Genomic DNA, 20,856 nt, shown 5'->3' with positions numbered 1-20,856 from the left:
CACCTGACGGCCGCATCGTCCTTCCGGCGACCTAGAATGGGTTGATATGCGGGATTTCGATGTAGTGGTGCTGGGCGCGGGAGCGGCCGGGCTGATGTGCGCGGCGGAGGCTGGCCGGCGCGGGCGGAGGGTGCTCGTAGTGGATCATGCGGACAAGGTGGGGAAGAAGATTCTGATCTCGGGTGGTGGGCGGTGTAATTTCACGAATCTGGGGTGCCGGGCGGAGAACTTCATCTCGGAGAATCCGCATTTTGTACGGAGCGCGTTGGCTCGGTTTACGGCTGCGGATTTTGTGGCGATGGTGGAACGGCACGGGATCAAGTATCACGAGAAGACGCTGGGACAGCTCTTTTGCGATGCGAGTTCGCGGGAGATTGTGGCCATGCTCGAGAAAGAGTGTGGCGAGGCTCGGGTGACGATTTGGACCTCCACCAGCGTTGCCAAACTGGGACGCCGGGAGGATGGGCGATTTCTGGTGGAGACGTCGCAGGGTGCTGTTCTGGCGGAGGCCGTTGTTGTGGGGACGGGAGGGCTTTCCATTCCGCAGATGGGCGCGACCAGCTTTGGTTATGAGGTTGCGCGAGAGTTTGGGTTGCGGGTGACCACGTGCCGGCCGGGGTTGGTGCCGTTTACGCTGCGCCCGGAGGATCGTGAGAGGTGGTGCGATCTTTCTGGTGTTTCAGCGATGGCTGAGGCTAAGGCGACCGACAAGAAGGCTCCGGGCTTTCGGGAGAAGATACTGGTGACTCACAAGGGTTTGAGTGGGCCGGTGGTTCTGCAGATCTCTTCTTATTGGAAGGAAGGCGAGGCAGTTGAACTCGATCTTGCGATGGGAGAGAAGGTGTTTGGGGGGCTTCTGCAGAAGAATGCGCGGAGAGATGTTGCAGCGGTTTTTGCGGCGGTGAAGACTGTTCTGCCGGGCCGGTGGGCGGAGCGCTGGGTTGCGGTCAATGCTCCCGAGCTGGGGGATGGGAGACGGGATTTCACCAACGCAGAGATCGCAGAGATGGAACGGACGATGCATGAGTGGCGTGTGCTGCCAGCGGGAACAGAGGGTTATGCGAAGGCGGAGGTGACGACAGGGGGCGTCGATACGGCGGAACTCGACGCGAAGACGATGGAGGCGAAGAAAGTTCCAGGGCTCTATTTTGTGGGTGAGGTGGTGGACGTGACGGGGTGGCTCGGGGGGTATAACTTCCAGTGGGCTTGGGCTTCCGGCTTCTGTGCGGGGCAGGTGGCTTAGCTACTGGATAGTGAGAGTCAGGTTCGCCGTGCGGACAAGGCCGGCGCTACTAGCGGAGACGACCAGGGTATAGGTTCCGGATGGGGTGGGAGTGGCAGGGGTGGTGGGGTTGGTTGTGACAGCGCTGGGAACGGTGCGGCCTGTGGCACAGCCGGCGATCGTCACCAGGAGCAGAGACAGCAGGATGACGCGGCGGCGCTTGCGCAGGAACATGCCGCAAGGGATCAGGACAGCGAGCCAGACCGGGTTCGCTGTCCAGGGGAAGACGGGTGGAGCAACGGCGGCGAATAGACCGGTCGCCACGGTCGCTGTGATGGTCGAGGTAGAGCCCAGTGCCGGATTGGGTGGGTTGACCGTGCAGGTGGCATGAGCGGGAACGCCGGCGCAGGTGAAGAGCACGCTCCCCGGCACACCGGCGACGGAGGAGAGCAGCAACGGGTAGGTTGCGGTCTGGCCGCTAATGATGGTCTGGGCGGAGGGGCTGCCGGCGATGAGGGTGAAGTCCACGCCCGAACCTGAGAGCGCAAGCGTCTGAGGAGAGTTGGGTGCGTTGGATGTAACCGTGAGGAGACCTGTGCGTGGGCCGGGGGCTGTCGGCGCAAAGGCGACCTGGAAGGCGCAGACGGCAGACGGCGCAACGGTGGCGGTGCAGGTGTTGGAGTTGGCCGGAATGGTGAAGTCACCGGTGACGTTGATGCTCGCTAATGAGAGGGGCACGCCGCCGTTGTTGGTGAGGGTGACTGTCTGAGAGGCGGATGCGGCGGCGACCGGAGTTGGAGCGAAGACCAGCGGAGTGATGGGGGCTAGGGAGACGCCGGGTGGCGCGAGCCCTGATCCTGAGAGAGTCACCGTCTGAGATCGGAATTGATCGGAGAGGACGAGCGTTCCGGATCGCTGGCCGAGCGATTTGGGCGTGAAGACCACCGTGAGCGAACAACTGGAATGCGGATTGAGGGAGTTGCCGCATGAGTTCACGACCGAGAAGTCACCCGAGGTGATCTGCGCGGCGATCAGGGTAAGAGGCACGTCTCCGGAGTTAAGAAGTGTGAGGCCTTGGGCGAGGCTGGAGGAATTGAGCTGCTGTGGAGAAAAAATAAGGCTGAGGGGTGTCAGGGTGTCTGTGGCAGGTGATGTTCCGACGCCGGTAAGTGAAGCCGTCTGGGTGCCAGCGTCATCCGTGACCGTGAGGGCTCCGGTGCGTGTGCCTGGGGCGGTGGGGGTGAAGGTCACGGAGACGGTGCAGCCGGTCTGTGGACCCAGCGATTTTGTGCAGGTGTTGGCGCTGATCACGAAATCGCCTGTGATGACGGGAGACTGAAGGCTTGCGATCGTCCCGCCAGTGTTGGAGATGGTGATGTTCTGCACCGGGCTGCTGGCGGCAACGGTGGTCGATGGGAAGGTAAGTACGGTGGGTGTAAGGACAATTGCTGCCGCCGGGGTTGCGGTTCCGGATAGGGTCACCGTGGCCTGCCCTCCGGGCGCGTTGCCGTAAACGGTCAGGAGGCCGGTCCTGGCGCCTGCGGCGGTGGGTAAAAACGTGACCTGAATGGAGCAGGTGGCTTGCTGCGCGATCGGCGTTGAGGTGCAGTTATCCGTCTCAAGGAAGTCTCCGGTGGGAACGATGCTTGAGATCGTGAGCGGAGCGTTACCCGTGTTGGTGACGGTGACGGTTTGAGCTGCGCTGGTGCTGCCTACCTGCTGACTGGCGAAGACAAGAGAAGTGGGATTTACCGCCAGCCCTGGGGCGGCTGGGCTGATGGCCGTGAGCAGAGGAACCTGCCAGATGCCGCGGCCGTAGGTCGCGGCACGTAGTTCGCCGATGCGGCCGTCGCCAGTCGGCATACTAACCGCGGCCTGAAGCTGGATGACGGGCGCGTTAGGGAGGACGGTTCCGTAGACGCTCCAGCAGTTTGCCGAGGTACAAGTTGTGACCTGCGTGGTGACATAGACGCCGGTATCGAGCGCGACGTAGATCGTATTGGCATCGTTCGGATCGACGACGACACTGTTTGCGGGTGCGTTCGGAAGGTTTGAAGAGATGTTGAACCAGTGAGACCCAGCGTCGGTCGACTGGTAGAGATGTGTGACGCTCAGATTGTTGCCCGCGAACCCCATGATGGTGGCATAGACGGTATGCCCGGTTGTGTCATGAGGGTCCACGGCGATGGATGAGACATCAAACTGGCCAGGATTGAAGATGCCGGAGCCGGAGGGATCGTTGACGACAGAAGAGGCTGCGGCATCGGTCCAGACGGTTGAGCTTGAATCGAGATTGGCGGCAGCCGTAACGAAGAGATGGCCTCCGAAGCTCGTACCGGACGAGCTGGGGTCGCCGGTAAGACCCGCGTAGAGTACCTCCGATCCGGCGTTCTGGGCGGAGGTGCCGGCGCTGACTGCGCCACCCGCCGCGAGAGACCGCACCACCGGAAGATTGGATGGGCAAGCTGTGGCTGCAGCAGCGGCGAACGGTCGGCTGAGGAGGTTGGAGCTGGACCAGAGGGAGCCGCTGGAGGCTGGGCCTCGCCAGATGCGGCAGGTGCCTATGACGAGATTTGAGGGCAAAGAGGGATCGAGCAACCAGGGGGCGTCGATGGCCGAAGGATCGTTCGAGACCTGGGCTTCACTGATCGTCGGCGTGCCTGCGAAATCGGCTGCAGTGCAGGCCGACCCCTTGCTGCAACGAGCGATGCTGACTCCGGCGGCGGTCGAGAGATACCAGAGCGAAGGAGTTGCAGGATCGATTGCGACGGCTCCTCCTTCGCCAGGAGCCAACTGCGGCCAGGTGTTTGGCGAGTAGGACGTCCCCGCGGTACCCAGGGCTCCCAGGCCGGCCAGGAGTGTGTTGGGATCGGCAGGATCTTGCGCGAAGGAGACTACCTCCGACAGAGAGCCCAGACCGGCGTTCAGGTTCTGGAAGTGGCTTGCGTCGTCGATCGAACAGGGTGCGGCTTGCTCGTTCACCGCATCGGTTGAACGATAGAGACCGCCGTCATTGCCGAGGAACACCAACGCGTCGAGGACTGCGATTGCATGTTGAGCGGGAGCTACGCCTGCGGGGTTAGTACATCCGTTGGCTGCGTTGGTCGTATTCCGCAACTGGCAACCGGACGCCAGGCTGCAGCGATAGAGGTCGATCGTGCCTGCGTAGAGGAGCGTATCGGTGCCAGACGGAACGGCGGCGAGTGCGAGGTTGTAGTCTGCCTGCTGAATCGCGGTGATGCCATTGCCTGTCTCAAGCGGGGTAGAGGTGAGTTGATTGGCGAAGAGAACGGTGTTGCTTGCACAGGCAGAACCCGTGAGGTTGCATGCGTCCTGATAGAGGCCCTGGTCGTTGTTTGTGCTGTCGACCGCCAGGGCGAAGAGATCGCCCGTCGTGGGCTGAGCTGCCAGGACACCCCGGAAGATTGGGCAGGAGGAGGTGGCGGTGTTGGTTGGACAGGCGGCCTGCGTGAGCGATGCAGCGGGCTGATGGATGAGTCGAGTCCAGGTCTGACCGTCTTTCGACTCATAGTAGCCGTGGAAGCGGATTGCGGCGTAGAAACGCTGGCGGATAGGGTTCCAGACGACGGAGGTTGCGGCGTTGTTGGAGGGCTTCTGGGCCGACTGAACGACCTGGCTGCCGTCATAGACGCTTGCCATCTGCCAGGTCTGGCCGGCGTCGGTGGAGAAGTAAAGGCCCATCACGCTGCTCGTCGCATAGGGAGCGTTCACGAGCGTTCCCTCAGTCGCCTGTGAGACGGCCGCTACCGCGAGTGTGGGGGTTGCAGTGGAGAAGGCCAGGCCAGCGAACGACAGACCGAAGAAGCGATGAATTCCAGCGACTCCGTCTTGAGAACTTTGGATGAGAGTCCATGTGAGACCGCCATCGGTGGAACGGAGAAGGCCTGAGCCAAAATAGGAGTCGGAGCTGTCGTTTGGATCTCCGGTACCGGCCAGCAGTACGCCGTTGGCCATGGCGAGCGCACCAATGCTCAACGATGCCGTTGCGCCGGTGCCCGCGTTGGCTCTGAAGACCGGAAGCGTGTCCGTCAGCGGTGTAAAAGTGACCGAGGCGGCTGGACCGGAGGCGTTGGTCGACTTCCAGACGCCGCCACCTGTCGTGCCAACGTAAAGCGTGTTCCCGCTGGTGTCAGACGGGTCCAGGGCAATGGAGGTGATGCGTCCGGTCACCAATCCGTAGGCTGAGCTAAGGACCTGCGCTGGACCAACGGGCATCCAGGGCGCACTGAGCGTAGAGGCCTGGGGTTGGGCCTCCGCCAGAACAGCGTGCTCCGCGCGTGCTTGTGCAAGACGCTCCGCAGCTCCAACCCCGGTCCGTCTTCCACGCAGAAATCTTTGAGATCGAAGTGCGCGAGGCGCAAGCTTTGGTCTGGTCTGGCAGGTCGCGGGAGAGATGGAACCGAGCAGCATCAACGCGCCAAGGACGAGGCTGCGCGGACGCAATACGCGACGGTTTAGAAAACCGGCTTGAGGCATGTTTCGTTTCATCCCGCGGTGCATAAAACCCTAAGGGCGGTATCGGCGGAGAGACGAGGAACTTGAGACAGATCTTGATTTAATGGCGGCTTTTGGTCACTTTACGGGGTGAGGGAAAGAAAGGCAATGCAAAACCTCACGCCATTAGCAGCGGACGATCTTTGCGAGCAGCTCCGGCTCTTCCAGCTTGAGATGACGGGTTGCATTTCTCGTGTCGATCACCAGGCGGGAATGAGACACGATGTCGTCATAGTCATAGGCTGAATGATCGGTGACGATGAGCACACAGTCAAAGCGTTCAAGATCCACGAGAGGCGTGGATTCCATCTTCAGATCGTAATGGCGACCCGTGCCCACGCGCGGCAGAAATGGATCGTTGTAGGAGATGATCGCGCCTTCTGTACGAAGGAGATGGATGATCGTCAGAGCGGGAGACTCCCGCAGATCGTCTACGTCACGTTTGTACGCGACGCCGAGGATAAGGATCTTTGCTCCGTTGAGAGATGCGCCGTTGCGCTCCAAGGCACGAGCCGTGGTCTGGACGACGTAACGCGGCATGGATTCGTTCACCTCACCGGCGAGTTCGATGAAACGCGTGGGGAAGCCGTACTGCTTTGCCTTCCAGGTGAGATAGAACGGGTCAACGGGGATGCAGTGACCGCCCACGCCAGGTCCAGGCTGGAAGGCCTGAAAGCCGAAGGGCTTGGTGGAGGCTGCGGCGATGACCTCCCAGATGTCGATGTTCATCGCAAGGCAAAGCTGCTTCAGCTCGTTGACGAGTGCGATGTTGACGGAGCGGTAGATGTTTTCCAGCAGCTTGGTCATCTCCGCTGCGGCGGGCGTCGACATGGGGACGACATGAGCGAAGAGCACACCGTACAAGGCGCATGCGGCGGCTGTGGCGCAGGGATCGACTCCGCCGACGACTTTGGGAATGTCACGGCGAGGCGTCGTCGTATTGCCGGGGTCTTCGCGCTCCGGCGAGAAGGCCACCATGACTCCATCGAGCGACTGCTGCAGGTCTCCTGAGGTGGCGCGCATGACCTTGTTGCCGTGACGCTCGATGGTAGCGACGATGATCTCTTCCGTGGTGCCTGGGTAGGTTGTGCTCTCAAGCACCACAAGCTGTCCGGGACGCAGATGGGGTGCGATGGCTTCGATGGTGGAGACCACGGAGCGCATATCGGGGGTGTGATCGGGGTAGAGCGGCGTGGGAACGCAGATCAGGATCGCATCAAGCGCACGGACTGCGGAAAAGTCTATGGTGGCGCGGAAGCCAGTGGATTGCGCCTTCTGAATATGTGCGGGTTCGATGCGATGAATGTAGGTTTGCCCGGCGTTCAGGGTGCGGACCTTCTCCTCATCGATGTCGAGGCCGGTAACCCGGAAGCCGTCTTCGCTGAGAAGAAGCATCAACGGAAGCCCGACGTAACCGAGGCCGATTACGCCTATTTCAGCGAGACGCATCCCAGTTTCATTGGGGGCGATGCGTGCGAGCCATTCAGCCAAAGTCATGGGAGTAGAGATGATGCTCAAGAGGAGACTGATTCCATTTTCAGGGACGCTCCATATTGAGCGACGTACCATGCAACGGTGCGCCGAAGACCTTCTTCAAAGCCGACCTGCGGAGCGTAGGCGAAGGCCTCTTGCGCGGCTGAGATATCCGCAAGCGAGTCGCGGATGTCGCCAGAGCGTTCCGGGCCGTACTGGGGAGGCGCTTCATGACCGAGAAGACCGGCAAGGATGCTGTATGTCTCATTAAGCGTATGGCGCTCACCGGTCGCGACGTTGAAGACCCGCCCGGCTACCTTCTCTGCCGGTGCGGTCAAGGCTTTCAGATTTGCTTCAACGGCGTTATCGACGTATGTGAAGTCGCGACCTTGTTCTCCATCGCCATTGATGACGGGCTGCTCACCACGCATCATCTGGAGGATGAAACGTGCCATCACGCCGGAGTATGGGGAGTCAGGCGTCTGGCCCGGGCCAAAGATATTGAAGTATCGGAGACAGACGGTTTCAAGGCCGTAGACCTGCCAGTAGGAACGCATGTAGAGCTCGCCGGTCAGCTTCTGGACGGGATAAGGTGCGATGGGCTGCGGCACCATCGTCTCACGGCGAGGGAAGCCGGGCTGATTTCCATACGCAGAGGAAGAGGCGGCATAGACGACGCGCTTGACGCCGGCGGCGCGGGCTCCTTCAAGGAGGTTGAATGTTCCGTCAATGTTGCTTTCATGGCTGGTCCGTGGGTCCTTCACTGAGCGGGGGACGCTGGGGAGCGCTCCCTGGTGAAGGATGTAGTCGATCCCCTGACACGCTTCTTCCACTGCTGCGGCATCGCGAAGGTCGGCTTGCCGGAAATCAATTCCGGGGATGATGTCCGACAGGTTGGCGAGAGAACCGGTGGAGAGATTATCGAGACCACGGACGGAATCGCCGCGACGCACTAGCGCGTGGGCCAAGTGAGAGCCGATGAAGCCTGCGATGCCGGTGATGAGATAGCTTGCCAATGTTTGAGCGACCAGGCTCAAGTTTATCAGGCTGACTTGACGCGCCCTTCCGGAACTCAGAAGGTCAACTGGTTGCACCAAAGTCGTAGAAACCGGGCGGAACGAGGGCGCACCTCCATGAAACGATTGAAGATGCAGTATTGAGGGCTGGGCAAAGAGCATGGCGGGAGAGATGGAGCAAGCGGTTGACGCAGGGGCACTGGAACAAAGGCGCCTGGCAGCGTTGCGCGAGTGCAATCTCCTCGATACGGAGCGCGAGCTTGAATACGATCAGTTGATCGCGCTGGCTGCAGGTGTGTGCGCTACTCCCATGGGCTTTTTCACGCTGGTCGATGAAGACCGGCAGTGGTTCAAAGCCTCCATGGGTTTAGAGGTCTCCGAAACAAGCCGCGAGGTCTCCTTTTGCTCCCACGCGATCAAGCAGACGAATCTCTTCGTCGTAGAGGACGCAACAGAAGACATACGCTTCAAGGAAAATCCCCTTGTGCTCGGTGGACCCACCATCCGCTTCTATGCGGGGATGCCTGTGGCGGGGCCCGGCGGAGAGTTGATCGGCACAGTGTGCGTGGCCGATGTGGTCCCAAGAAAGCTGACTGCGGAACAGCGTTCGGCGCTGGAGATCCTGGCGATGCAGGTCAGAACCCGCATGGAGATGAGGATTCAGCAGAAGAAGCTTCAGGAGGCTTTGAGCGCGCGGGAAGAACTTCTGTCGGAGCTGCGTTCCAGCGAGCTACGCTTCCGCACATTCATGGATAACGCGCCTTTCCTTGGATATATGAAGGATTTCCAAGGCCGGTTTCTGTATTACAACGAGGTCATGGCGGAGCGCTTCAGAGTCAGCAAGGACCAGTGGCTGGGAAAGAGCGTCATTGACCTTTGGCCGGGTGAACTAGGCGAAAGCATCGTGCGCAACGACCGCGAAGTTCTGGAGGGTGGCCGGCTGATTGAGAGGTTTGAGGAGACGATCGACGAGTTCGGCCAGGTCTTTAGCTGGAAGTCCTCCAAGTTCCCTTGCCTGAATGAAAAAGGACAAATGCTTCTGGGGGGCTTCTCGGTGGATGTGACCGAGGATGTGGCGCGTCAGAAGGCGCTGGAGGACGCGAACCTGAAGCTGGAGCAACTGGCCACACGCGATGGTTTGACTGGACTTCTGAATCGGCGCGCCCTGGACGAAAAGATCGAACTGGAGTTTGAGAACGTAAGGCGCCACAAGGAACCGCTTTCAATCGTCCTGCTGGACGTTGATAACTTCAAGCGACGGAACGATCAGTTCGGACATGCGTCAGGCGATCAGGTTCTGCGGCAGTTGGGCCATCTGGTTTCAAACACCATGCGCGTCCTCGATACGGCGGGCCGCTATGGGGGCGAGGAGATCGTCATCCTTCTTCCGAAGACCGACTACGAGGGTGCTCTCCTCTTCGCGAAGCGGCTGCACGACGGAATTCACCGGGAGCGGTGGGCAATCGAGCCAGTCACGGCCAGCCTCGGAGTCGCTACGACGAGCGCAACGACCAAGGATAGCAATCGTCTGCTGGCACAGGCGGACGATGCAATGTACGAGGCGAAGCGATCCGGCAAAGACCGCATCGTCGCGCACCGGGATGTTCTGGAACGCAAGATGGCGGAGTTGCTGTATGAGCGGTCAGCCTAAGCAACCCCATCCGATTCGCAAATAAATTCCGACCGCGATTGAAAACAGGCATCTTACGAAGATGGCACGCGAAGTTGCGTCCACGGACGGAGGATGAATGACAATCTCAACTCTAAAGAGGCAGGCGGCATTATTGGTTCTGCCCGCAATGCTGGCCTGCGGCCTGCATGCTGGTGCTCAATATCGGGATCATGGCAACTTCAACAATGGTGTGCGCGATGGTGGCCGCGGAGGTTACTACGGCGGCGGGCGGGGCGATGACCGCTACCGGAACGACGACTACAACCGCAACCGGGGTGGCATCGGACCGGGTAAAGGCGCGCTGATCGGTGGCGCAGGCGGTGCGGCACTGGGTGCCCTGCTGGGCGGCGGACTCAAGGGAACGATCATTGGCGGAGCAGCAGGCGCGGGCATTGGTGCGATTGCAGGCAAAGCGCACCAGAATAATCAGCGCAATAACTACTACCGGCGCTAGCTGAGTGGAAACGCCCTGACTTCCGAGCAGGGACCTCATTCACGATGAACAATCTGAAAGGAACGATCAAGATGAAGATATTCCGTACCGCTGCCATGTGTGGCATTCTCAGCACGCTTTCAATACTTCCAATCGCTGCTAATGCTCAGCCTATTTTGCCCCAGGGGATACAGCCGGGTTCAGCCTCCGGACAAGCCGGCGCAACGCCGAACTGGACGACGGAACAGATCGTAACCGCCACCGTTCACGATGCATGGCTGCTGAGCGGCAAGAATGAGGCGACGTTCTTTGAGATGGTGGCCCAGTTGGCTACGCTCTCCGCGAAGAACCGGGGCGTCACCCTGCCCGATAGCGAAGCCGCCGGACGGAAGATGGGCGACTACATCAAGCGGACAGCAAAGCTGGATACGGATCAGTTGCTTTATGCGGTTGTGGACAAGGCTGTTGTCATGACGACGAAGGCTCCCGTTCATCCTGCTGGCGCGGCCCACTAGATTCCGCGATCGGCGGCTGTGACTTAGCCAGCCGCCGGTTCCGGCAAGGCGTTCATCTGACGGATATAGGCCTTGGAATCGAACTTCTTCGAAGTAGACGCGCCCGACATGTAGCGGCGTTTGCCGAAGACGGGGCGGGTGCCCCAGGCGCGGTCGAACTTGCCCAGGATGGCCCAGGCTATGCCGGCGTATCCGTTGGGATCGCGCCCATCGATGAAGTATTTGTCGTTGAGGTAAACACAGACCTTCATGGCGGTGTCTACGTCAGGGGTCCATTCCAGGATTTTCTTGGCCCAGTACATCCGCATGTAGTTGTGCATCCAGCCGTGACGAACCATCTGGATCTGGGCGGCGTTCCAGAGTGTGTCGTAGGTCTCGGCGAACTCCAACTGCTTCGTCGTGTAGATGTGTTCCCGTTCATCGCGTGCGTGCTCCGCGATGGTCTTCTGGGCCCAGTTCTCCGCACATTCTGCGGTGTCATAGACCGAGGAGAATCGGACGAAGTTGACTGCGAGTTCCCGCCAGGCGATCAGTTCATTGAAGTAGCTGTCGCGAGCTGATTGAAGCTTTGGATTTGCTTTTGCTGCCGCGTCTACGGCGAGGGCGATGGTTTGAGGACCGAGGTGTCCGTAGTGAAGATAAGGGGACATGGAGGAGGTACCATCCGCCTCCGGCTTGTTGCGCTGGACCTCGTAGTCCCCGAGCAGTTTGGTGGTGAAGCGCTTGAGTTGGGCGAGGCCGGCATGGGTGCCACCCTTCCAGTACTCGACGGGTCCAACCGAGCGGTCGAGGTCCTTCCATCCCATCGTGATGTCTTCATGGACGCTGTCTGACTTGAAGGATTTGGGGCGGTGCCAGGGGTGCTGGGCGTGGGGGTTCTCGTAGGGGACCAGGTACTCGGGGAGGAGGCGGTAGAGGCGGGGGCGGATGGTATACGCGCCGTACTGCGCCTTCTCGATCAGGGAGGAGGGGATGACGACGTCGGTGTCGACGGTCCAGAAGGGGATACGGATCTTCTCCGCCAGGGTCTTGCGCCAGCGCTCAGGCTCACGCATGGGGTTCTCGTCGCCGATGACGATGGCGGCCTTGACGTCGGCGAGGAGCTGCTCGTGGGACTCATGCGGGGCGCGGCGCATGAGGAAGGTGATGTTGCGTGCGGCGAGGTCTTCCTCGATGTCAGGCAAGCCCTGGTTGAGGAAGGCGTAGTGACGCAGATTGGCGTGCGGAAAGTTGCTGATGGCGGCGAAGTAGACGACCAGGGGGAGGCCCAGATGGTTGGCGACCTCTACGGCCAGGTTGACGGCGTGATTGTCTATGCCGCGCTGAGCCCGCTGCATCCAGTAGACGACGCACCTGCCTTTGGGGTCGGGCGAGCCGTCGCGGCGGATGGTGACTCGGGGATTCTGGGTCAGGAGCTGGAGGGTTTCGTTAGGCATAAAAGTTGAGGCTCGGAGGTCAGCGGGCGTCGAGGTTGAGTGAGTAAGCGTTGGCGGTGGACATGCGCGCGGTGATGATTGGAGCGTCGTCCTGGGTAAGGCCGGAGAAGTAAAAATCGACCACGTCCGTGTTGGCGAGGTCGGACAAGCCTGTGATGCGGATGAGTTCGCCGGAGTCCACGTTGACCCGGTAGATGGGGGAGCCGGGTTCGGCGAAGGCATGGAAGAAGATCCATTTTCCGTCGTGGGACCAGGCGGGGTCGGCGGCGGAGCGGGTGATGAGGTTGCGCCAAGTGTGGGTGCGGGTGTCGAAGAGGCGGATGCCGGACTGATCGAGCGGGAAGGCGGAGATGTAATGGCCGTCCGGCGACCATGAAGGGCTGAAGAGCCCTGCGGAGCCGGGGAGTGGATCGACACGGTGGGTGGCGAGATCGACGATGGCGATGGATTTGGGGTCGCGCTCCACGCCCATGAGGTCCGGGGGGCGGCCGAAGACGACCTGGCGGCCGTCGGGCGAGAAGCTGGGGTCGGCTTGGTCGCGTCTCTCATCCAGCAGCGGCTGGGAGGAGCCGCCGGCGTTGGACAGGACCGAGATCTTCCAGGGGGTGCCGGGCTGGCGGGCCATGATGGCGAGTTGGAGGTCATCCGCCGACCAGTGCATGCGGAAGACCTCCGTGGGGGCGGAGGTGAGTTGAAGGCGCTCCGAGCCGTCCGCGCGGCTGCGCCAGAGGGAGCCGTCCGACTGATTGATCCAGGCGATCCATCGGCCGTCATACGAGACCTGGGTGTGGCCCATCATGCTGGAGTCCTGGCGGAGCGGCTTGAACTGGTGGGTCGCCAGATCAAATCGCAGGAGGCTCATGCGGGCGTTGAGGCCGAGGAAGAAGATGGTGTGGCCGGTGCGGGCGGTGGCGGGGCCCTGGTAGCTGAGGGGTCCGTTGGTGACCTGGAATGGATTGGAGTCCAGCCAGCGGTGCTGATTGTCCACGGCCCAGATGTTCTGGGTGGCGTTGGCGGAGGCGGCACCGCGGGTGGACTGGAAGACGAAGTAACGGCTATCCGAGGTCCAGGAGCCGCAGCACTCGTTGGTGGGGGCAGTGTTCGCGGGGAAGACGGCTTGGGGATGGGTTCCGTCCGATGCGATCTGCCAGAGGGCGGTGTTGTGGGTGGCGGGGTCCAGAAGGGTGAAGCGGAGGAGCTTTCCATCCGGCGACCAGCGCAGCCAGAAGGCTCGACCGGAGAGATCTGCGAACTTGCGGACGTTGCTTCCATCATCCGCGGCGAGAAAGAGCGAGCTGCCATTGGCGAAGAGGATGTGGCGGCCGTCCGGCATCCAGGTGGCGTCATGGGCGAGGAGGTTGGGGATTCGACGGGCTTCATGCCCGAGGGTGGGGACGATCCAGAGGGCCTGCTCTGGGGCGCCTTCCAGGTGATTGCGGACGAGGAGGCGGGTACCGTCCGGTGAGATATCGCCGATGGCGGGGCCAGCGATGTCCGGCGGCAGGTCAAGGGAGGTGGTCTGGCCTTCCGAGATGGAAACCTGTGAGAGACGGGATGCGCCCTCCGTGATGATGGGAGCGATGAGGCGAGGGCCGTCCGTGGCGAGGGATGGAAGGGCCTCCATCTCCGGCTCGCCGGGCGAGATCATGCCGGAGAAGGTGATCTGGTGGATGGCGAAAGGGGTGGGGTGCTGGGCGGAGCGCCACCAGGTGAAGGCGAGGAACGCGACGAGGATGAGAACGGCAGCTTCCGTGATGAGGATGGGCGCGAGATGGTGGCGGCGGCTGGGCTCATCCGGGTACGGGTCTTCCAGCGCAACGGGGATGGGGGGGACGAGATGCGGACGTGCCGGGGCGAGTCTCGCTTCCGGAGCGGGGACCACCGACTCCGAGAGCGAGACGATCCGGTTGGTGGCTGCGGCGTGCCCGCGGGACGGGGCTGACTGGATGACGGCGGAGAGCGGGACTGCTTCCTCTGCGGGAAGCTCAGCGGGAGCTTCTTCCAGGAAACGTAAGGGGGCGATGAAGCGGTAGCCGCGGCGGGCGATGGTTTGGACGAAGCGCGGATTTTCCGCGGAGTCACCGAGCGCCTGACGGATCTTATTGACGGCAGTGCCGAGCGAGTGGTCGAAGTCCACGGTGGTGCCGTCCTGCCAGAGGCGGGCCTGAAGCTCTTCCTTGCTGACGATCTCGTTGTGGCGCTCCAGCAGGACGCGCAGGACCTCAAAGGGCTGGCCCTGAAGCTTGATGCGCATACCCGATTTACGGAGTTCGCCACTTTTGAGGTCGGCTTCAAAGAGGCCGAAGGTGACCTTGGTGGCGTTTTGTAGATCCTCTGGAACGGCGCGGCCTCTTTCCGGGAGGCCGAAATGGTGTCAACCGCCCACCTCCTATTTGATAACAGGGGGTGGGCGGGGTCAACGAGACGACTTCCCGGGAGTTGGACGCTGTGAAGACTATTCAGGTCTATAGACGGCGAAGCCAAAAGGCGGCAGGGTGAGGGTGAAGGAGGATTGGGGGGTGCCGTCTCCCAAAATGGGCGACAGCTTTGAGCAGCCTTCCAGCACGGTGGCCTGGGTGGGAATGGTAAGTGTGCTGGGGGTGGAGGCGCGGTTGACCGCGATGAGTAGCGACTGGCCACGAGCTAACGAGGAGCAGGCGGAGTTTGCATTCGCAGGGGTGCGGACGTAGGCGAAGGTGTCCTTATCTACGAGGACATCCTGCTGCTGACCACCCTGAAGGGCGGGAGAATGGGCGCGAAGCTGGCCGAGCAAGGCGGTGAAGTCATGGAGTTTTGCCTGGGCGGGGGTGCGGCCTGCGGCGGTGAAGGCGTTGGCGGGGTCGCCGGGGAAGCCTCCGGGGAAGTCTCGGCGATTGTCCGGGTCTTCCCCGCCCTGCATGAGGATCTCGTCGCCGATGTAGATCTGGGGGGTGCCGCGAACGGTCATGGTGATGCCCGTGGCGATGCGCATCAGCTCTGGGGTGGCACCTTTTTCCGACATGAAGCGGGCGTTGTCATGGTTGTCCAGGACGGGAACGAGCAGTTCCGGGTGGGGGTACAGCCAGTCCTGGCGGAAGGTCGTCTCAAGGGCTTCAAAGGATTCACCCTTGATGAGGACGTTGCGGAGGGCGAAGAAGTAGGGGTAATCGAAGGGGGTGGTGAGGTGGGTGTCGATGCCTGCGATCTTGCGGTCGCCGGCGAAGTAGGCGTTGATATTGGTGTCGCCGTTGTCCACCTCTCCGACGAAGTTAAGGCGGGGATAGATGTTCTGTAAGGCGGAGAGATAGCCCTGCCAGAAGGTGCGCTGGACGTAGGGGAAGGTGTCGATGCGGAGGGCGTCGAGGCCGGTCTGCTCGATCCACCAGATCATGTTCTGGAGGAGATACTGGGCGACGAAGGGGTTCTGCTGATTGAGGTCTGGTAGAACGTTGGCGAACCACCCGTTCAGCTCCAGGTTGGCGGCTGACTCCGGGTAGTGGGGGTCCATGATGCGGTTGAAGTCGTATTTGGCTTCCTGGTGATCGGCCGGGGTGCCGTGGAAGAGGTCGGGGAGAGGCGGATCAAGGGCCCAAGGGTGTTTGGGGCCGAAATGGTTTGGGACGTCGTCAAAGAAAAGCTTCATATGGCGACGGTGGAGGTCAGTGGTGAGGCGCTGGTAGTCGGCCAGGGTGCCGAGGCGGGGGTCTACGGCGTAGAGGTCGGTTGCGCCGTAGCCGTGGTAGTCGCGGCCTGCGGGATTGTTGGCAACGATGGGGGTGAGCCAGACGGCAGTAACGCCGAGCTGCTGGAGGTAGTCGAGGTGGTCGATGACGCCTTTGAGATCGCCGCCGTGGTAGGCGTGGGGATTGGCGCGATCGATGGGAGGCATGCCGGGGAGGTTGTCATTGGAGGGGTCGCCGTCTGCGAAGCGGTCCGGCATGATGCAGGTGATGACGTCGGCGGGGGAGAAGCCGGAGATGCCTTCTGTGCGGCGGGGGGAGAGCATGTAGTCGAACGATACAGTCCCGCTGGAGGTGTGGGCGGTGAGGTGCAGGGTGCCGGGGCGGATGGCGTGGGTGTCCAGCTCAAGGATGGCCCAGTGGCCGTTGGGCGAGGTGACGGTGTGGGTGCTGGGCGCGCCGGTGAAGGTGGCGCCGGAGAGGCCGGTGCCGTGGATGAGGAGCATGGGCGATGGGAGGGCGGCGAACCAGTTGGGAGGGTCGACCTTGTCGATATGAGGCTGCTGGGCGGCGAGGGGAAGAGCGAAGGCGAGGAGAGTGAGGCGGAGAAAGGCGTGCATGGATGTCCTTGGGTCTGGATGATGCGAAAAAAAGCCGTACGGTCTTTTGGGCCCGTACGGCTTGAGTGTGGAATGTTACGTGGTTAGAAGGTGAAGCGGACTGCCATCTGCATCTGGCGCTCTGAGTACTCGCGTGTGCCGGTGATGCGTCCGAAGTTGCTTACGGTTCCATTGGCGGTGTAGGTGTTGACTCCGGCCGCGTTCTGGACTGCACCGGCATCGGTGGGATTGCTGTCTGGGTTGGTGAACTGAGGGGTGTTGGTGACGTTGAAGACCTCAGCCCGCAGCTCCATCTTGACGCGTTCCGTGAGCGAGACGTTCTTGAAGAGCGAGACGTCTCCCTGGGCGAAGCCAGGTCCGTAGAACTCGTTACGGCCGGTATTGCCTTGGAGCCCGGTGGGCGCGGCGAAGGTGCCGGTGAAGTACGCACCCGTGGTGCTATGAGGCGTTCTGATGAGGGAGACCGCATCGGCACGTTGGCTGTAGACGCCACCGTAGGACGGGATGACGACGGAGAAGGGATTGCCGGTCTCCGCCTGAACGACGGAGTTCAACTGCCAGCCGCCGAGGACGTAGTCGGCAGTCCGGTTCAGGTGCGAACCGAAGCGCTGACCGCGGCCGAAGGGCAGATCATAGACGGCGCTGGCGACGAAGACGTTGCGCTGATCGAGACCGGAGTTCCCCTTGTTGAGGGCCTTGTTGTAGATATCGAGCTGACTGACGGCATAGAAGCCGAGATATCCGTCGGTGTTATCGATGTTGTGCGACCAGGTGTAGGAGCTGGTGAAGTTGAGGCCCTTGGCGGCGCGGTAGTTCAACTGCGCCTGGAGGGAGTTGTAGTGGGAGACTCCGTCGTTGGCGTTGTAGACGACCTGGCTGGCGCTGGTAAGTTCGGTGAAGCGCGGCTGGGTGCGGCCTGCGACGCCGGGGAGGAAGTTGAAGTTATAGCCGGTGGCAAGGTGAGTAGCCTTATTGCCGACGTAACCGACGGTCATGACTGTGCGAGCGCCAAGCTGCTGCTGAAGCTGCAGGTTGTACTGCTGGACGCTGGAGGTCTTTTCCGTGGTGTTGACGGAGAAGACGTTCGCGCCGGGAGGCGGTGCGAGGCGGTTGAAGTTGGGGAAGCCAGGCAGCGGGAGCGGCGCGTTGGCCACGGCAGCCCCATTGGCGGTGTTGACCAGCGTGTTCTGCGGAGCCTGGCCAGTGAAGGCGATGCGGTAACCCTGAGCAGCGGTGTAGCTGACGGAGCCGCCGTAAGGAACCTGCTGGCCGAGCTGATTGTCGATGCCGCCGCGATCCTGGAAGTAGAAGATTCCATAGCCGCCGCGGAGGACCGTCTTACCGGTGCCGTAGACGTCGTACGAGAAGCCGAAACGCGGGGCGACGTTGCCGAAGTTGTTCTGGATGATGGAGCGCGAGAAGCCGTTCTGGCCGGCGAGGTTGATGGCTCCGGTGACGGGGTCGAGGGCAGACTCGCGATTGTGCTCTTCAACCGGGAAGGTGATGATGTCGTAGCGAACGCCCAAATTGAGGGTGAGACGCTGGGTGATCTTCCAGTCATCCTGAACGAAGGCGCCGGTCTCATAGTTGCGAGTTCCAAAGAAGCCGCTCTGGGAGCCGATGCTGTAGTTGTCGATGAAGCCTGCGAGGAGTTCGGCGGGCTCGTAGCCGGTGAAGTCACCGCCTCCGATGTTGAAGTAGCCCTTGCCGGAGATGGGACGGAAGAACGCTACATCCCGACGGATGCCGCTGCCACCGAGCTTGAAGCTGTGACGGCCGCGCACGATGGAGAGTGCGTCGTTGATCTCGTACGTGTTTTCGGGGACCGCGTAGGTGCCGTAGTCGCCGGTGTACTCCAGGTGATTGTTGCCGCCGATGAGAGCTCCACCGCCAAGGTTCGCGTTGCGGTTGGCGTTGACGATGCCGAGATTGGCAGAGATGGGAGTGTTGCTGAAGACGGGATCGTTGGTGAAGGTGTAACGGTTATAGCCGGCGCGAAGCTCATTGATGACGTTGGGGCCAAAGAGGTGGGTTTCGCCAACTGCGTAGCCGCGGCCGTGGACGCTGTTGGCTCCGGAGGCAAAGCCTGCGGGGAGAGCCGCGAACTCCGACGTGCGGGTGAAGTCGGAGTTGTCATAGGTGAAGCGGGCGAAGGCGTGATCCTTCTGGGTGGGGTTGTAGTCGACGCGACCGTCCAGGGTGTTGAAGTGGCGAACATCCTGGCGGATGGTGCGGTAGTTGTTCTGTGTGCCGTTGTTGGTTCCGGGCACGTTGGGCAAAGGGTAGGCATTCAGGTAATTGACCGCTGCCGGGTTGAGGCGGGCAGTGGGGATCACGTTGAGCTGGCCACCGGAGACGAACTGGGCGCAGGTGGTGGGATCGTAGATGGCTCCGCTCGGCTGAACGGCGGGCGTGCAGAAGGCGGGCTTGTTCGTAGTGCCCTGGCCGAGCAGCTGCGTGAAGTTGCCGGTGCGCATGAGTGCAGTGGGAACAGTGAGGATCTGGGGGTTGAGCGGCTGGCTCTCACGCAGGCCCTGGTAATCGCCGAAGACGAAGAGCTTGTCCTTGAGGATGGGGAGGCCGACCGAACCGCCGAAGGTGTTGCGCTTGAAGGGGAGAGGAGCGGCTGGCCCTGCGCCTTCAAACTGGTAGTTGGGATTGGCGTCAAAGAGCGAGGAGCGGGCGAACTCGAAGGCCGAACCGTGAATCGAGTTAGTTCCCGACTTGATGCTGCTCTGGACGACTGAACCGCCGGCGCGGCCAAACTCGGCGGGCGCGGTGCTGGTGTTCACGCGGAACTCTTCGGTCGCGTCGAGGTTGGTGAAGAACTCGAGGGTGTTGACGAGGGACTCGTTATTATCGATGCCGTCCAGGATGAAGTTGTTCGCCTGGGGACGCAGTCCGTTCGTCGACAGCGAACCGCCACCGGAGGAGCTGTTGCGGAACGTTTCCGCGTCGCCGTTAACGCCGGAGGCGGAGTTGCCGTAGTTGCCTCGGGTGACGCCCGGAGTCAGCAGCGCGAGACCAGTGAAGTTACGACCGTTGAGTGGGAGCTCGGTGACCTGGCGGCCTTCGATGGTTTCGCCCAGAGAGGAGGAGCCTGCGTCAACAAGGGGGGCGGCATCCGTGACTTCTACGACCGTGTTTTCGCTGCCGACGGCGAGTTTGAAGGCAAGTGCTTGGACCTGGGATACGGAGAGGGTGAAGCTCTGGGATGCGCCGCCGAAGCCGGCTGCCTTGACCTCTGCCTTGTAGTTGCCGATGGGCAGGGCGTTCACAACGAAGTTTCCGCTGCCATCTGAGGTGATGGTCTGCACCGCGTTGGTATTCACATTCGTGACGATAATCGATGCGCTGGGGATTGCTGCTCCGGATGCATCGGTGACGACGCCTTGGATGCGGGCGGTATCGGTCTGAGCTCCGGCGATGCCGGCTCCGGTGAAGATCAGTGCGCCGGCAAGGGCGAGGGCGCGAAGCCGGTTACGCCGGTCGGCGTGGGTCTTGGGGTGAAACATTGTGCTGCCTCCTGAAGGGTGAACCAGTGACTTGGCGTTAGACAACCGCTCTGCTTTCTGGAACGTCGACTACTGTGAAGCGTGGCAACTACGGCTGGCAAGGGGATTGACATCTTCTTAACCTCAATTGAGGTTCAATCGCTAAGTTCAATTGAATGTGATGCTTGCAGAATCCTATCGATGAGTCATTTAGCTCGGCGGACCAATGCTGCATTCATTCGTTGGAAGTTTTGCCGCCTCTTCGAGATCGTCGCGCTATGCAACGGCTGATATGTGCCTGATATGTGCCTGAGCGAGGTCGGCAAAAAATCTTCAGACTTGAACACTTGTCATTTGAAGGAGCCCGGAAGATGACCGGCGACGCTAGTGAAAGGCTGGCGCTGTAGCTTGAACATCGGGCTACCTAAGCGGATGTGGATGACCGGTTTTTGAATGAGATCGTTTCAGGTTACCTGCGAGCCGGCAGGAGCGTAGCTTGTTTTCTTCAGCCGGGTTGGCTTACGCGAACAACGTTGCTATACTGAGATCACGTTATTGCCGGTCGAAGTGCGTGGTGACATGCCTTTGCCGTTTGGGTCGAAGAGTGTTCGTTCTGTCCGATTCCTTCATTAAGCTGCTTATAACGTAAGAGCGTGAGCCAATACTTGGCGGCTCAGGCTCTGACTTGGATGTAAGCCAAGGCCAGATAGCTCAGTGGTAGAGCGCGGCCCTGAAAAGGCCGGCGTCGGCGGTTCGATCCCGTCTCTGGCCACCACTCTTTTCAGCAATTTACACACGAGT

General features: G+C 61.3%; 11 protein-coding genes and 1 tRNA gene. 5 read left to right on the top strand and 7 right to left on the bottom strand.

Annotation, left to right across the window (positions count from 1 at the left end; genetic code table 11):
- Window positions 1-46 precede the first annotated feature (46 nt).
- Window positions 47-1,243, top strand: a complete 1,197-nt coding sequence (locus ACIX9_RS01095; RefSeq protein ID WP_013578625.1) for a BaiN/RdsA family NAD(P)/FAD-dependent oxidoreductase — start codon at window positions 47-49, stop codon at window positions 1,241-1,243.
- Here ACIX9_RS01095 and ACIX9_RS01090 read toward each other — a convergent pair whose 3' ends face one another.
- The 3 genes from ACIX9_RS01090 to ACIX9_RS01080 all read right to left on the bottom strand — a co-directional run bounded on the left by ACIX9_RS01090 (window position 1,244) and on the right by ACIX9_RS01080 (window position 8,226).
- Window positions 1,244-5,458, bottom strand: coding sequence for a choice-of-anchor D domain-containing protein (locus ACIX9_RS01090; RefSeq protein ID WP_013578624.1), 4,215 nt, complete (start codon window positions 5,456-5,458; stop codon window positions 1,244-1,246).
- Between the two features lie 405 nt (window positions 5,459-5,863).
- Window positions 5,864-7,234 (bottom strand): nucleotide sugar dehydrogenase, encoded by a 1,371-nt coding sequence (locus tag ACIX9_RS01085; protein ID WP_013578623.1) that lies wholly within the window; start codon window positions 7,232-7,234, stop codon window positions 5,864-5,866.
- A 17-nt stretch (window positions 7,235-7,251) separates the two neighbouring features.
- Window positions 7,252-8,226 (bottom strand): SDR family oxidoreductase, encoded by a 975-nt coding sequence (locus tag ACIX9_RS01080; protein WP_013578622.1) that lies wholly within the window; start codon window positions 8,224-8,226, stop codon window positions 7,252-7,254.
- A gap of 223 nt (window positions 8,227-8,449) precedes the next feature.
- Here ACIX9_RS01080 and ACIX9_RS01075 point away from each other — a divergent pair, with 223 nt between their 5' ends.
- From ACIX9_RS01075 to ACIX9_RS01065, 3 genes are all read left to right on the top strand, one after another.
- On the top strand, window positions 8,450-9,877 hold the full coding sequence (locus ACIX9_RS01075; RefSeq protein ID WP_198152132.1) for a diguanylate cyclase: 1,428 nt from the start codon (window positions 8,450-8,452) through the stop codon (window positions 9,875-9,877).
- A gap of 97 nt (window positions 9,878-9,974) precedes the next feature.
- A complete protein-coding gene (locus tag ACIX9_RS26225; RefSeq protein ID WP_013578620.1) occupies window positions 9,975-10,352 on the top strand; it encodes a hypothetical protein in 378 nt (125 codons plus the stop codon).
- Window positions 10,353-10,423: 71 nt separating this feature from the next.
- Window positions 10,424-10,846: a hypothetical protein gene (locus tag ACIX9_RS01065; RefSeq protein WP_232298763.1), complete on the top strand. Its 423-nt coding sequence runs from the start codon at window positions 10,424-10,426 to the stop codon at window positions 10,844-10,846.
- Between the two features lie 23 nt (window positions 10,847-10,869).
- On the opposite strand, the gene ACIX9_RS01060 is transcribed toward ACIX9_RS01065, so the two are convergent.
- The 4 genes from ACIX9_RS01060 to ACIX9_RS01045 form a co-directional block, all read right to left on the bottom strand.
- Window positions 10,870-12,282: a deoxyribodipyrimidine photo-lyase gene (locus ACIX9_RS01060; protein ID WP_013578618.1), complete on the bottom strand. Its 1,413-nt coding sequence runs from the start codon at window positions 12,280-12,282 to the stop codon at window positions 10,870-10,872.
- Between the two features lie 19 nt (window positions 12,283-12,301).
- Window positions 12,302-14,536 carry a winged helix-turn-helix domain-containing protein gene (locus ACIX9_RS01055; protein WP_013578617.1) on the bottom strand — a complete coding sequence of 745 codons (2,235 nt, stop codon included), beginning with the start codon at window positions 14,534-14,536 and terminating at the stop codon, window positions 12,302-12,304.
- Window positions 14,537-14,737: 201 nt separating this feature from the next.
- Entirely contained in the window at window positions 14,738-16,561 is a 1,824-nt protein-coding gene (locus ACIX9_RS01050) for an alpha-amylase family glycosyl hydrolase (RefSeq protein ID WP_013578616.1), read from the bottom strand.
- A gap of 83 nt (window positions 16,562-16,644) precedes the next feature.
- Complete coding sequence (locus ACIX9_RS01045) at window positions 16,645-20,076, bottom strand: TonB-dependent receptor domain-containing protein (RefSeq protein WP_013578615.1); 3,432 nt, start codon at window positions 20,074-20,076, stop codon at window positions 16,645-16,647.
- 679 nt (window positions 20,077-20,755) lie between these two features.
- Between ACIX9_RS01045 and ACIX9_RS01040 the strand changes: the two genes are divergently transcribed.
- A tRNA-Phe gene (locus ACIX9_RS01040) sits at window positions 20,756-20,830 on the top strand.
- Window positions 20,831-20,856 lie beyond the last annotated feature (26 nt).

Origin of the sequence: Granulicella tundricola MP5ACTX9, from assembly GCF_000178975.2 — a bacterium.
Taxonomy (GTDB): domain Bacteria; phylum Acidobacteriota; class Terriglobia; order Terriglobales; family Acidobacteriaceae; genus Edaphobacter; species Edaphobacter tundricola.
Note: the sequence above shows the minus strand (reverse complement) of the source record. Positions and strands in the feature narration are given on the sequence as shown.

Excerpts from the sequence above, each read along its gene's own strand:
- ACIX9_RS26225 (WP_013578620.1), top strand. The coding sequence starts at position 9,975 with ATGACAATCTCAACTCTAAAGAGGCAGGCGGCATTATTGGTTCTGCCC.
- ACIX9_RS01055 (WP_013578617.1), bottom strand. The coding sequence starts at position 14,536 with ATGCGCATCAAGCTTCAGGGCCAGCCCTTTGAGGTCCTGCGCGTCCTG.
- ACIX9_RS01050 (WP_013578616.1), bottom strand. The coding sequence starts at position 16,561 with ATGCACGCCTTTCTCCGCCTCACTCTCCTCGCCTTCGCTCTTCCCCTC.
- ACIX9_RS01060 (WP_013578618.1), bottom strand. The coding sequence starts at position 12,282 with ATGCCTAACGAAACCCTCCAGCTCCTGACCCAGAATCCCCGAGTCACC.
- ACIX9_RS01065 (WP_232298763.1), top strand. The coding sequence starts at position 10,424 with ATGAAGATATTCCGTACCGCTGCCATGTGTGGCATTCTCAGCACGCTT.
- ACIX9_RS01085 (WP_013578623.1), bottom strand. The coding sequence starts at position 7,234 with ATGACTTTGGCTGAATGGCTCGCACGCATCGCCCCCAATGAAACTGGG.
- ACIX9_RS01095 (WP_013578625.1), top strand. The coding sequence starts at position 47 with ATGCGGGATTTCGATGTAGTGGTGCTGGGCGCGGGAGCGGCCGGGCTG.
- ACIX9_RS01090 (WP_013578624.1), bottom strand. The coding sequence starts at position 5,458 with ATGCCCGTTGGTCCAGCGCAGGTCCTTAGCTCAGCCTACGGATTGGTG.
- ACIX9_RS01045 (WP_013578615.1), bottom strand. The coding sequence starts at position 20,076 with ATGTTTCACCCCAAGACCCACGCCGACCGGCGTAACCGGCTTCGCGCC.